Genomic DNA, 11938 nt, shown 5'->3' with positions numbered 1-11938 from the left:
GTGACGCGGCGCGAGCGCCGTACGCGACTCACGCATTCGCGTAGGGTGAAGGTGAGGAGGCGCCGTGAAAAAGGTCGTGATTCTCGGTGGCGGGTTCGGAGGTGCTGCCGCAGCGGTCGCTCTGTCGCAGATTCGCGACGAGCACAGTGTCACGGTCATCGATCGGCACGAAACGAGCTACCTCGCCGCCGACAACCCGTTCATCGTCGTAGGGAAGCGTGACCGGTACGAGATTGCCCGGCATCTCTCCGACCTCGTTCGGTATGGCGCCAGATTCGTGGAAGCGGAGATCGACCATATCGACGTGCGGGAACGGGTCGTGTCGACATCTGTCGGCGGTTTCGACTTCGACTACCTCGTCATCGCTCTCGGAGCGACATACGATTGGGATGCGGTGCCGGGGGCGAAGGAGGCGCACGGCTTCTACGACCTGGCTCGGGCCGAGCGTCTCAGGGATCGACTTGCCGAGTTCCGCGGTGGGACCGTCGTCATAGGAGTGTCCGGGCTTCCGATCAAGTGTCCACCTGCCCCGTTCGAAATGTCGATGATGATCGACTGGTGGCTACGCGAGCGGGGTCTGCGGGCCGGCACGGAGTTGCATGTCGCCGTTCCCGGTTCCACCCCTCTCGCCGTCGCCGGTCCGCGGGCAGGTCGGCAGGTTGCCGCGGCGCTGGAGCATCGCGATATCCGGTTGCACGCCGGAGTGACGGTCACCCGGGTCGGACCGCGTTCGATGCTGTTTTCCGACGGAAGCGAGATCATCACCGATGTGGCTGTCACGATTCCCGTCCACCGCCCACCGGCCGTCGTTGCCAGTTCCGGCCTCCTCGCCGATTCCCCGTGGGTCCAGGTCGATCGAGGAACCCTCGAGACGTCGGTACCGGGTGTGTTTGCCGTTGGTGACGTCAACATCGTTCCCATCGGCGAGAAGGTGCTCCCCAAGGCGGGGGCGTTTGCCGCCCGTCAGGGACGCACTGCCGCGGGCGTGATCGCCTCGCGCATCGATGGAACGGAGCCACCGCAACCATATGATGGCGTCGGCCGGTGCTTCATGGCGTTCTCCGGCACCGAAGGGGCCCAGGTGGGCGGGGAGTTCTTTGCTCCCGGAGGACCCGACATCTCGCTCGAGCCGCCGAGCGTCGGGGGAATGAGCGACAAGGAACTCTTCGATCTGGATTGGCGGACGTTCCAGGTCTGAGTCTGAGAGAGCCGAGATACGAGAGAGTCGTCTTGGAGGAGGCGTTCTGGCGCTTGCTCATGGCAGAACGTGATTCGCGGCTCTTCGTAGCGGAGCGAACCGGCCGATGCCTCTCGTGAAGGGCGCTCCCTCCGCATCGTTCGGGCGCACGAACCCTTGCCGAGGGTAGGGTTCTGCCATGCGTCGATTCTTCACTCTCCTGGTCGTCTCGGTTGCTGTAGCGTCGTGTGTGTCTACGCCGCCGGGTGAGGCGGTTACGACGTCCTCCTCCTCGACATCTCTTGCGACGACGGCTCCTGCGACGACGGCTCCTCCGTCGACCACGACGACGCTGGACCCGCAGACGCTTCACGAACAGGCAATCCTGACTCAGATCAACGAGTTGATCGCGCGGACCGAACAGATCCGTGAACTCGATTTCCTCGCCGAACCGACCGTTACCCTGGTCGACGATGACGAGCTCGCGAACAGGGTTCGCCAGCTGATCGACGAGGATATCGACCCGGATGAGATCGCCAGGGACACGGCGCTCGAAGAGCTCCTCGGTCTCATTCCGGAAGGCACGGACCTGCTTGCTCTCTACCAGGATCTCTACGGTGAGCAGGTGCTCGGTTTCTACGACGGAGAGACGAAGGAGCTCGTCGTTCCCAGCAATGAGGACGAGTTGAGCCCTGCCCAGAAGGCCACACTCGTGCACGAGCTCACCCATGCGCTTACCGACCAGCATTTCGGATTCTCCGACGAGGCCGATGCCTTGGACGAGGCTCAGCGCTTCGACCGGCTCTCGGCGCTGCAAGCCGTGACGGAAGGAGACGCAACGCTCACCGAGCTGCACTATGTCGCTGCGCTTGCCACCGGCGAGCAGCAGGAGGTGATCGCCGGCTCTCTCAATCAGGACACGAGTGTCTTCGACGCGGCACCGCGGTTCATCCAGGACCTGCTCGTCTTTCCCTACAACGCGGGTTTCACCCTTCTCAACGGTCTGTGGAGTGCGAGCACCGGATTCGACCGCATCAACGAAGCGTACGTCGACCCGCCGACCACGACCGAGCAGGTGATCCATCCGGACAAGTACGCCGCACGAGAGCCTGCAGTCGCGGTGTCGCTACCGGACACTCCGCTCGACGGATACGAGACAGTCGAGGAGTCCGTCTGGGGGGAGCTCATCTTCGAAGTCATGTTCCGTCAGGAACTTGGGGAAGACGTCGCCGATGCCGCCGCGGCCGGTTGGGGAGGCGACCAGTATCGCCTCCTCTGGAACGGTGAGAACGTCGCGTTCGCCCTTCTCTACGCGGGCGACAGCGAAACCGACGCCATCGAGATGCGGGAGGCGTTGGGCGACTATGTCACCGCGGACATGGCGGTGTCGAGAACTCGCAACGATGGCAGCGGCATTGCGCTGACGGGTGACACCTACGCCTTCGTATCCCGGGTCGCGGATCGAGTTCTGTTCATCGCTGCCGACGACCCGGCTATCGGCGCGGAACTCCGCTCGTATTTCCCGGACTTCTGATGCCTCTGGTTCTCTGCGGTACCCCGATCGGTAACCTCGGCGACACGAGCCGGCGACTCGTCGAAGCCCTGCGGAGCGCCGATGTCGTATTCGCCGAGGATACGCGTCGGTCCAGAACGCTCCTCGATCACTTGGGAATCGACAAGCCGCTCCGATCGTTCTTTGCCGGGAACGAGCAGCTCAGGGTTGCTGAACTGTCCGAGCGACTTGCCCGAGGAGAGACGGTTGCCCTGGTCACGGACGCGGGGATGCCCGCGATCTCCGATCCCGGGCTGGCGGCGGTGCGTGCAGCTCGGGCCGTCCAGGCAGATGTGACGGTCGTGCCCGGCCCGAGTGCCGTCACGGCGGCGTTGGCGGTGTCGGGCCTGCCGTCCGAACGGTTCGTCTTCGAAGGGTTCTTGCCGCGCAAGGGCGGCGATCGGTCGCGTCGCATCGATCAGCTTGCCCAGGAGACACGTACGACGGTGTTCTTCGCCTCTCCGAGACGCGTCGGGAACGATCTCGAAGATCTTGCCGCGGCGGCGGGTGGCGAGCGGCCGGTCTTTGTCGCTCGAGAGCTCACGAAACTCTATGAAGAGCTGTGGTGGGGAACGCTCGGGGAGGCGGCCGATCGGTTCCGGGATACTCAGCGCGGTGAGTTCACGGTCGTACTCGGTGGCGCTCCTGTTCGGGAACCGGACTTCGACGAGGCGCTCGAGGAGGTTCGGGCTCTCATGGCGGAGGGCGAGCCTCTTGCAGGTGCCGTCCGCGAGGTAGCACGACGGCTACGGGTTCCCCGAGGCCGCCTCTACGAAGCTGCGCTGAAAGAGAAGGGCTGAGCGGCTCAGATGTCAGAGAGCCTTCCGGCAGACGGCACAGATGCCCTTGTCTTTGAAGGTCGAGACGTCTTTCGTCGAGTTGCAGAACGTGCAGGTTGCTTCGAGCTTGCGGATCAGGATCGAGTCTCCCTCGACTCCGATGATCAACTGGTCACCACCGTTGATATTGAACAGGCGCCGAGTTTCGGCAGGGATCACGACCCGCCCGAGGACATCGATCTTGCGTGCGATGCCGGTGTCCATAACAGCCTCCAATAGGTTGGGATGTACTCCACCGGTCCTGGTCGGTGTGGCCCACATCTTACCGGAAGATCGCAGCCCCTTGGGCGGAGTCCACCGGGGCATGCGTGGCATGCACTTCGACGACCGTGTGGCGCCGCTACGCTCGACTCGATGACCTGGGTTGACGCGCACTGCCATCTTCAGCTGGTCGACGAGGACCCCGTCGCGCTGCTGACACGAGCCGACGACGTGGACTGGGTCGTTGTCCCGGGAATCGACGTCGCGACGACGAAAGCCGCCATGGCCCTCGCGCTCAAAGTTCCCGGCCGGGTGTTCACCACGGCGGGTCTGCACCCGCACGAAGCGGCCAAGTGGGCCGACGAGCGCGACGAGATCGCTCGGCTGGCGACCGGGTCGGTGGCGATCGGCGAGATCGGGCTCGACTACTACCGCGATGTGGCCCCCCGCAAGACACAACGTGAGGTGTTCAGGGAGCAACTGCTCCTTGCCGCCGAGTTGGATCTCCCCGCGGTCGTGCACTGTCGGGACGCGTTTGCCGATGTTCACAGAATCGTCGAGGAGACCGAGACCGCCGGCCGTGTCGTCCTTCACTGCTGGACGGGTGGGCCCCGCTGGACGAAACGGTTCCTCGAGATCGGAGTTCGTTTCTCGTTCGCGGGCCCGGTCGCGTTCGAGACGGGGGACACCGTCCGGCGCGGAGCCGCTCTCGTGCCCCCCGAGCGGGCAACCGTCGAAACCGACACCCCCTATCTGTCTCCTCCACCGTTCAGGAAGCAACCCAATGAACCTGCCAGAGTCGTGCTGGTGGGAGAAGCGCTCGCACGAGTGTGGGGAATGGACCCCGTGCGGGTCGCGGCGGTCACTTCGTCGAATGCGGCGCGAATCTATCGTCCATGAGCCAGAGTCCGACTTCCATCGACAGTCTCCTCCGTCGACATGGGCTCACTCCGCGCAAGCGACTCGGACAGCACTTCCTGGCAGACGGAAACATCATCGACAAGATGGTGCGCGTGGCCGGTGTGAGCGCCGGCGATCAGGTCGTCGAGGTGGGTGCCGGAACCGGGGCGCTCACCGTCGCGATCGCCGAGACGGGAGCGAGCGTGCTTGCGTACGAGATCGACCGGGGCCTCGCACCGGTCCTCGCTGAGGTCGTCGGAGAGCGATCCGACGTCGAGCTACGCTTCGAGGATGCGATGCACGCCCTTCCCGATGCGCTCGATGCGGGACCGTGGAAGCTGGTCGCGAACCTCCCATACAACGTCGGCACGCCCCTTGTGCTCAAACTGTTGCGAACGGCACCTCAGATCACACGATTCACGGTCATGGTGCAGCGTGAGGTCGCCGATCGCCTCGTCGCGCCTCCCGGAACCAGGCAATACGGGCTGCCGTCGGTCGTTGCGCGTCTCACCAGCGAAGTCCATCGAGCTTTTGTCGTACCCCCTCAGGTGTTCATTCCGGCGCCGAGCGTCTCGTCGGCGGTCGTCGTCATGACGAGACGATCGGGCGTCGATCGACAACGGGTCGAGCGCGCCATCGAGGTCGCAGCGGTGGCGTTTCGGCATCGTCGCAAGATGCTGCGCGCAACGCTCGACGTCGCGGTGCTCGAACGGGCAGGAATCCCTCCCACGGCGCGTCCCGAAGACCTTGCTCCGGAACGATTCTTGGACCTCGCGGACGCTCATGATGAGTGAGCGTGCAGAGGCACCGGCGAAGCTGAACCTCACACTCCGCGTGCTGGGACTCGATGCCGGCGGCTATCACACGCTTCGCTCGCTCGTCCAGGCGGTGAGCTGGTTCGACACCGTCGAAATGGAGCTCTCCTCCGATGACGAGTTGGAAATCAGCGGATTTGAGGTTCCCGACGGGGGCGAGAACCTCGTGTGGCGGGCGATCGAAGCTCTGCGTGCTCTGACCGGCGTCCGAACCGCACTCCGGATCCGTTTGCAGAAGCGGATTGCGGTCGCGGCGGGCCTGGCGGGCGGCAGCGCCGACGCCGCGGCGGCGCTGCTGCTTGCCGCGACGGTGCTCGACATTCCCAACGAACTCGTGTCTCGAGTTGCTGCGTCGGTCGGTGCCGACGTTCCGTTCTGCCTCCAGGGCGGGCTCGCCATGATGGAAGGCCGTGGAGAACGCCTGACGGCGCTGACTCCCGCCGGCGACTACGCGGTGGCCATCGTGACACCACCCTTCGAGTTGGAGACCGCCGCGGTGTACCGGGCATGGGACCGGCTGGGCGATCCGAAGCCCCGCGTAATCACCGGCAAGACCGTGCCACCGTCCTTGCGACAGTTCGCACCGCTGAGCAACGACCTCGAACCTGCGGCTCTCTCGGTGGCGCGCGACCTCGAAGATTGGATGGTCGACCTGGAAGGCCGCTGGGATCGCCCCGTTCTGCTCACCGGCAGCGGGCCGAGCCTGTTCGCGTTCTTCTCCGATGAACAGGAAGCCGTGTCCGCCCTCGCCGAGACACCGTCGGGTATCCGCGCCGGAGTATCCGCAGTCCCTCTGGCAACCGGTGCACGGCGCGTCGAGTGAGTTGGAGGTCCATGGGTTGCAGCTGGATCGGAGGCTGTAGACTCCCTCGGGCCCGAGAGGGTGATGAGAATTTGGGGGGTGGTGTAATGGCAGCACAGCGGGTTTTGGTCCCGTCAGTAGGGGTTCGAGTCCCTTCCCCCCAGCACACCATCGAAGGAGGGGCCATATGGCCGTGAAAGCAGTCGTGCTCGCCGCCGGAGCCGGCACGCGTATGAAATCGGACCTTCCCAAGGTTCTGAACACGGTGGCGGGGAGGCCGATGATCGCCTGGGTGCTCGACGCCATCAGGCCCATCGAACCCGAGCAGATCGTGGTTGTGGTCGGCCAAGGCGGCGACATGGTCCGTGACGCCATTTCCGACGATGTCGATGTCGTGGTCCAGGAAGAGCAACTCGGCACCGGACACGCGACCGGAATCGCGTTGAGCGCCATCGTCGCGAGCGACGCGGATTCGATACTCGTGGCTCCCGGGGACACTCCGCTGCTCGTCCCCGAGACGCTCGCCGAGCTGATCCGGACGCACCGGCGCACCGGATCTGCGGTGTCGGTCCTCACCGCGGATATCGAAGCCCCTGCCGGCTACGGGCGGATCCTTCGAGACGGTTGGGACCGAGTCGTCGGCATCGTCGAACACGGAGACGCAAGTCCCTCGCAGCGACGGATCAACGAGATCAACGGTGGGGTGTACGTGTTCAACGGGTTACTCCTGGCCGACGCCTTGCCCAGGGTGGAACCGAACAATGTTCAGGGCGAGTACTACCTCACCGATGTCATTGAGATCCTTGCCGAAGAAGGCCACCCGCTGCATGCTCTCAAGACGAACCCCGTGGAGATCGCGGGAGTGAACAGCCACATCCAGCTTGCGCAAGCTGCCGGGCTGATGCGCCGACGCATCAACGAGCATTGGATGCGACGAGGCGTATGGATGCAAGATCCCGACAGGGTCTATCTCGAGGCCGATGTGCAGCTCGAGCCGGGAGCCATTCTGCTGCCTGACACCCACCTGCGCGGGGCGACGACCGTGGCCGGAGGAGCTCGTGTGGGGCCAAACGTCACCGCAGAGAACTCATCGATCGGTCCACATGCCCACGTCTGGTATTCGGTGCTGCGAGGAGCAGAGGTCGGTGAAGGCGTGGAGGTCGGTCCGTACGCTTCGCTGCGGCCGGGGACGGTTCTCCGCAAGGGCAGCAAGGTCGGGACATTCGTGGAGATGAAGAAGACGACGGTCGGCGAAGGCTCCAAAGTGCCACACCTGAGCTATGTCGGAGATACCGAGATCGGCAAGGACGCCAACATCGGCGCAGGAACCATCACCTGCAACTACGACGGGATCGCCAAGCATGCAACGGTAATTGGTGATCGGGCCTTCATCGGGTCCGACACGATGCTCGTTGCTCCGGTGACGATCGGTGAAGACGCCGTAACCGGGGCGGGGTCGACCATCACGAAGGATGTTCCTGCAGGAGCGCTGGCCATCGAGCGCTCGTTGCAGAAGGAGATCCCTGACTACGCTGCTCGCCGAAAGAAGAAGGGTTCCTGAGTGGAGATCGCAAGCCGAAAACGACTCATGCTCTTTTCGGGGAGCGCCAACCCGACGCTCGCCGACGAGATCGCCGAGCTCATGGATGTGCATCAGGGCGGGTTGGAGCGGTCCGTATTCGCCAATGGTGAGATCTACGTGCGGCCGACGGAGAGCGTTCGGGGAGCCGACTGCTTCGTGCTCCAGAGTCACTCGCGCCCGGTGAACTTCCATATCATGGAGCAGTTGCTGATCATCGACGCGCTCCGCCGCGCGTCGGCCAAACGCATCACCGCGGTGATGCCGTTCTTCGGGTACTCACGGCAGGACAAGAAGGGTCTCCCGCGAGAGCCGATCTCCGCTCGGTTGATGGTCGACATGTACTTCGCGGCCGGAGCGGATCGCCTCGTCTCGATCGACCTGCACAGTGGACAGATTCAGGGGTTCACCTCGAGACCATTCGATCATCTCACGGCGCTGCCGATCTTCATCGAGTACCTCCGAGAGCGGCTCGAAGGCCCCACGACGGTCGTGTCGCCGGATGCCGGGGGCGTCAAGAGGGCCGAGCGCTACGCGCGGCACTTGAACGCGTACGTCGGCTTCGTGCACAAACGTCGGGAGGCCACCGAGCGTAACGTCTCCGAAGCACTCGCGATGATCGGGAAAGTGCGGGGCAGGCACACGATCATCGTCGACGACATGGTCGATACGGCCGGAACGGTGACGAGTGCGGCCCGACTGCTCATGAAGAAGGGCGCTCTGTCGGTTCGGGTTGTCGCAACTCACGGTGTGCTGTCCCCGCCGGCCATCGAACGTATCGAGAAGTCGTCGATCAAAGAGGTCGTGATCGCCAACACGCTTCCGGTGCCGGAGCAAGCCCTCGGGCTTTCGAAACTGAAGGTGCTGTCGGTTGCCTCTCTGTTCGCCGAGGCACTCCAGGCGATCTTCGTCGAGTCGAGTGTGTCGGAGATCTTCCTCGGTGAGAATCTCTAGCTTGCCGCAATCACGGTACCCCGTGCTTTGTGGTGGCTGCTTCTCGGGATAGTGTTTGGTCATGGATACCACGATCGTGCATGTCACCACAGGACACCGAAGGGGGGTATTCGACATCACTTCCGAGGCGGCTGCGTTCGTCTCCGGGCGTGGGGACGGCCTGCTGTCCGTGTTCGCAGAGCATGCGACGGCCGGCCTCGCGCTGATCGAGACGGGCGCCGGAAGCGATGCCGATCTCATCGAGACGATCGATACCCTCCTGCCGCGAGACGATTCCAGGTGGAGACACCGGCATGGCAGCCCCGGCCATGGAGCCGATCACGTCCTTCCGGCATTCGTCAGTCCAAGCCTCACCATTCCGGTGGTTGGAGGCAGGATGACACTCGGGACGTGGCAGTCGCTCGTGCTGGTCGATCCGAACGGCGACAATCCCGAACGGAGGATCCGGTTGTCCTGGATCGAAGGATGATCAGGCCGGAGGCAGCAGCACCGTCTCTCCCGGGTAGATGAGGTCGGGATTCCCGGAGCGAAGCACGCTTCGATTCACATCGACCACGTTCGCCCAGTAGGCCGCGAGCCGCCGGTTGGCCGGATCTTCGCCGAGCGACTGGAGATGTCGCCGCGCGATCTTCCACAAGTTGTCGCCCGCCTGGACCGTGACCGATGCCGTTGCCGTCGACGGCGAAGCAGCAGGTACGGATCCGGCCATTGCGACCGGCGGCGTCGTGTCCGGTGGGTCAGGGGCCGAGTTGGGAGATCGTTCGAGGCCGGCGGACGCGATGCGCACCCCGGGAGGCAGCACCATGCCGGAGGGATCGATCGTGACGATCACCGGTGGAGCCGTCGCGAGAGCCGGCTGGGCGACCGCACCGGAGACGATTGCGATGGCGATCGCCCGGTCGATGATCCTCCGGACGAAGGGAATCGTGAACCAGCGGGGGAGTCGAGCCCTCCGGGCGCCGGCAGCGAGGTAGGCGAGCGTCGTAGCGGTGAGCCAGAGGACGGCTCCGAGCGTGATCACTCTGAGCAGGGCCATGAGCGAATCGATCGGGTCGGCGGCTTGGAGATCGATCTTCATGAAGGGTGCCCGTCCGACCAACACGAGCGTGGCGATTGCCGTGACCTCGGTCGCGACGAGGGCGATGAGTTTGACGAGTCGCTTCACGGGGCAACGGTACATCATGACGAGTTCGGTTGTCAATGCTCATACCCTCTAGACAATCGTTACACAGCATCGTAGGTTTCCGGTAGGAAAGGAGCACCATGGCTGTATACGGGGGCGATCTGGCCCAACTCGAAGACCTTGCCGGAAGGTTCCAACAAGAGGCCGCGGCAGTCGAAGCGCTCGAGGCTCGGATCACGGCCTCACTTCAGTCGACTGCATGGACGGGACCCGCTGCGCGCCGGTTCAGAGATCGGTGGGCCGGTGAGTTCGTCCCTGCGCTGCACCGGCTTCGCGAGGCGATGGCCGAGAGCGCCGCTGCCGTCACGAGGCGCCGTCAGGCCATCGAGTCCGCCACTTCGTAGCCTGATGCTCGACCAAGCCTTGCTCAGCCGCCGGCTTGCCGGTCTGGCGGTCCGTGTTGCCGCGCTGGAAGACGAGATCGCGGCGATGGGGCAGGCAGCCGGGATCTGGTGGTCGGGTCCGGCGGCAGAGCGCTTCCGGTCGGAACTGCGCCGGCGGCGCACGGTCCTGGCAGGCGTGCGTCACGATCTCCGCGCCGCCATGGTTCTCATCCCGACCCCGTGAACATCTGCGTTACATGGAACGACACGGATCTCGTGCTCGACGCGGCACAGGATGCAACCGTCGCGGACCTGCGAGGCGTACTGCCCGGCGCTCCGGACGAGTTGTGGATCGACGGCTGGCGGGCAGCAGACGAACTTACCATCTCCGAGATCCCCAATGGAGCCGTACTTCGTGCAACCGGCAGAGGCGACGCGCAACGCCCTGCCTGCAGGTTCCGTTCAGGGGTGACTTCCTTCAACCGGCCTCCGAGAGTGGGCGTATCTCGAGCTCCGTCGCCACCCCGACCTCCCGAGCAGACATCCATGCCGGAGCGGCGGGTTCGGTTCGCATGGGCCACGGTGGTGGTCTCCACACTGGCGGGGGCCGTACTCGGGATGGTGTTCGGTCCGGCCCTTGCGCTGTTCTCGCTCTTCGGGCCGGTCATGGTCATCGGCACGTGGATCGAAGGGCGGCTGACGGTACGTCGCGAGCGCCACGAGACGAGGCAGCGTCACGCAAAGGAGATGGGTCGCTACAGGGCGGACCGGCTTCGATGGGAGCGAAGCCGGCGTGCTCACCGTCGCCTCCAGATGCCGGCTCCCGACGAGGTCGTCGAGCGCGCGGTGGAGATGACGTCCGCCCTGTGGGAGCGGAGGCCCGACCATGCAGACTTCGGCCTCGTATCGATTGGTTTGGCACCCGGCGGAGATCCTGTGGGAGTCGTGCTGGCGCCCGGCCTGACGGTGGGCGTGGCCGGCGATCGGGGATCCGCGATGGGTGTCGTGCGATGGATGCTCGTGCAGGCGGTCGTGCAGCACGGGCCGGCGGACCTGTCGGTGCGAGGGCCGAGTGAGCCGTGTTGGGACTGGCTGAAATGGCTCCCACATGCCGGACGGACCGGTGGCCTCGAGGTTCATGTCTTGGATGGAGGTGACCGAGCGGTCTCCGATGCCGTGAACATCGTGATCGCACAGACCGTGCTCGAACTTCCGGGTGGTTGCGACTTCGTGATCGACGTGGGAGCAGATGGCGGAGGCTCGCTCCTGCGAGTCGGGGACGGTCTGCGGCGACAGGTTGCCGCCATCTTGCAGCCCGAAGCCGATGCCCTCGTCGTGGCAAGGGCGCTTGCACGGGTGCGAGACCCTGAAGATCCCGGTGGAGGGTCGAGTATTGGACCTGTGAGACTCCAGGAGCTGCTCGAGTTCCCGACCCCGAAGTCCATCGTTCGACGATGGCACGAGGACAGAGGACTGCGTGCGCCGATCGGCTTGGGCCCCGAAGGGCTCCTCGAGGTCGATCTCGTCGCCGACGGCCCCCATGGACTGCTCGCGGGGACCACCGGTTCGGGAAAGAGCGAGCTGCTGCGCACGCTCGTGCTCTCTTTCGCCGC

The 11938-nt window shown here is 64.7% G+C and carries 14 protein-coding genes and 1 tRNA gene; 13 read left to right on the top strand and 2 right to left on the bottom strand.

Annotation, left to right across the window (positions count from 1 at the left end; all coding sequences use genetic code 11):
• Positions 1–64: 64 nt before the first annotated feature.
• The 3 genes from GXP34_07670 to rsmI all read left to right on the top strand — a co-directional run bounded on the left by GXP34_07670 (position 65) and on the right by rsmI (position 3529).
• Positions 65–1198, top strand: coding sequence for an FAD-dependent oxidoreductase (locus tag GXP34_07670; GenBank protein ID NOY55849.1), 1134 nt, complete (start codon positions 65–67; stop codon positions 1196–1198).
• Positions 1199–1376: 178 nt separating this feature from the next.
• Entirely contained in the window at positions 1377–2711 is a 1335-nt protein-coding gene (locus GXP34_07665) for a hypothetical protein (GenBank protein NOY55848.1), read from the top strand.
• Complete coding sequence (rsmI, locus tag GXP34_07660; protein ID NOY55847.1) at positions 2711–3529, top strand: 16S rRNA (cytidine(1402)-2'-O)-methyltransferase; 819 nt, start codon at positions 2711–2713, stop codon at positions 3527–3529. The genes GXP34_07665 and rsmI overlap by 1 nt, the downstream gene beginning before the upstream one ends.
• 12 nt (positions 3530–3541) lie before the next feature.
• Here the strand turns inward: rsmI and GXP34_07655 are convergent, their stop codons facing one another.
• Positions 3542–3829 (bottom strand): AbrB/MazE/SpoVT family DNA-binding domain-containing protein, encoded by a 288-nt coding sequence (locus tag GXP34_07655; GenBank protein ID NOY55846.1) that lies wholly within the window; start codon positions 3827–3829, stop codon positions 3542–3544.
• Positions 3830–3922: 93 nt separating this feature from the next.
• Between GXP34_07655 and GXP34_07650 the strand changes: the two genes are divergently transcribed.
• The 7 genes from GXP34_07650 (at position 3923) to GXP34_07620 (ending at position 9288) form a co-directional block, all read left to right on the top strand.
• A complete protein-coding gene (locus GXP34_07650) occupies positions 3923–4669 on the top strand; it encodes a TatD family hydrolase (GenBank protein NOY55845.1) in 747 nt (248 codons plus the stop codon).
• Positions 4666–5463, top strand: coding sequence for a 16S rRNA (adenine(1518)-N(6)/adenine(1519)-N(6))-dimethyltransferase RsmA (gene rsmA, locus GXP34_07645; protein NOY55844.1), 798 nt, complete (start codon positions 4666–4668; stop codon positions 5461–5463). Before GXP34_07650 ends, rsmA begins: the two co-directional genes overlap by 4 nt.
• A complete protein-coding gene (gene ispE, locus GXP34_07640; GenBank protein NOY55843.1) occupies positions 5453–6307 on the top strand; it encodes a 4-(cytidine 5'-diphospho)-2-C-methyl-D-erythritol kinase in 855 nt (284 codons plus the stop codon). Before rsmA ends, ispE begins: the two co-directional genes overlap by 11 nt.
• A gap of 72 nt (positions 6308–6379) precedes the next feature.
• Positions 6380–6450 (top strand) — tRNA-Gln (locus tag GXP34_07635).
• A gap of 23 nt (positions 6451–6473) precedes the next feature.
• Positions 6474–7847: a UDP-N-acetylglucosamine diphosphorylase/glucosamine-1-phosphate N-acetyltransferase gene (gene glmU / locus GXP34_07630; protein ID NOY55842.1), complete on the top strand. Its 1374-nt coding sequence runs from the start codon at positions 6474–6476 to the stop codon at positions 7845–7847.
• Between the two features lie 27 nt (positions 7848–7874).
• Positions 7875–8819 carry a ribose-phosphate pyrophosphokinase gene (locus tag GXP34_07625; protein ID NOY55841.1) on the top strand — a complete coding sequence of 315 codons (945 nt, stop codon included), beginning with the start codon at positions 7875–7877 and terminating at the stop codon, positions 8817–8819.
• 61 nt (positions 8820–8880) lie between these two features.
• Entirely contained in the window at positions 8881–9288 is a 408-nt protein-coding gene (locus tag GXP34_07620) for a YjbQ family protein (protein ID NOY55840.1), read from the top strand.
• Here the strand turns inward: GXP34_07620 and GXP34_07615 are convergent, their stop codons facing one another.
• Positions 9289–9984 (bottom strand): LysM peptidoglycan-binding domain-containing protein, encoded by a 696-nt coding sequence (locus GXP34_07615; protein NOY55839.1) that lies wholly within the window; start codon positions 9982–9984, stop codon positions 9289–9291. It lies immediately after the preceding gene.
• 98 nt (positions 9985–10082) lie between these two features.
• Here GXP34_07615 and GXP34_07610 point away from each other — a divergent pair, with 98 nt between their 5' ends.
• The 3 genes from GXP34_07610 to GXP34_07600 form a co-directional block, all read left to right on the top strand.
• Positions 10083–10346 carry a hypothetical protein gene (locus GXP34_07610; protein NOY55838.1) on the top strand — a complete coding sequence of 88 codons (264 nt, stop codon included), beginning with the start codon at positions 10083–10085 and terminating at the stop codon, positions 10344–10346.
• Positions 10347–10350: 4 nt separating this feature from the next.
• Complete coding sequence (locus tag GXP34_07605; GenBank protein NOY55837.1) at positions 10351–10569, top strand: hypothetical protein; 219 nt, start codon at positions 10351–10353, stop codon at positions 10567–10569.
• A partial coding sequence (locus GXP34_07600) for a hypothetical protein (protein NOY55836.1) occupies positions 10566–11938 on the top strand: 1373 nt, incomplete at its 3' end. The genes GXP34_07605 and GXP34_07600, both read left to right, overlap by 4 nt.

The organism is Actinomycetota bacterium (assembly GCA_013152275.1).
In the GTDB taxonomy this organism is placed as follows: Bacteria; Actinomycetota; Acidimicrobiia; order Spongiisociales; family UBA4744; genus BMS3Bbin01.
Note: the sequence above shows the minus strand (reverse complement) of the source record. Positions and strands in the feature narration are given on the sequence as shown.

Bases quoted from the DNA above. Each gene is read 5' to 3' on its own strand.
- GXP34_07665 (NOY55848.1), top strand. From the start codon at position 1,377: ATGCGTCGATTCTTCACTCTCCTGGTCGTCTCGGTTGCTGTAGCGTCG.
- rsmI (NOY55847.1), top strand. From the start codon at position 2,711: ATGCCTCTGGTTCTCTGCGGTACCCCGATCGGTAACCTCGGCGACACG.
- GXP34_07655 (NOY55846.1), bottom strand. From the start codon at position 3,829: ATGTGGGCCACACCGACCAGGACCGGTGGAGTACATCCCAACCTATTG.
- GXP34_07650 (NOY55845.1), top strand. From the start codon at position 3,923: ATGACCTGGGTTGACGCGCACTGCCATCTTCAGCTGGTCGACGAGGAC.
- rsmA (NOY55844.1), top strand. From the start codon at position 4,666: ATGAGCCAGAGTCCGACTTCCATCGACAGTCTCCTCCGTCGACATGGG.
- ispE (NOY55843.1), top strand. From the start codon at position 5,453: ATGATGAGTGAGCGTGCAGAGGCACCGGCGAAGCTGAACCTCACACTC.
- glmU (NOY55842.1), top strand. From the start codon at position 6,474: ATGGCCGTGAAAGCAGTCGTGCTCGCCGCCGGAGCCGGCACGCGTATG.
- GXP34_07625 (NOY55841.1), top strand. From the start codon at position 7,875: ATGCTCTTTTCGGGGAGCGCCAACCCGACGCTCGCCGACGAGATCGCC.
- GXP34_07620 (NOY55840.1), top strand. From the start codon at position 8,881: ATGGATACCACGATCGTGCATGTCACCACAGGACACCGAAGGGGGGTA.
- GXP34_07610 (NOY55838.1), top strand. From the start codon at position 10,083: ATGGCTGTATACGGGGGCGATCTGGCCCAACTCGAAGACCTTGCCGGA.
- GXP34_07605 (NOY55837.1), top strand. From the start codon at position 10,351: ATGCTCGACCAAGCCTTGCTCAGCCGCCGGCTTGCCGGTCTGGCGGTC.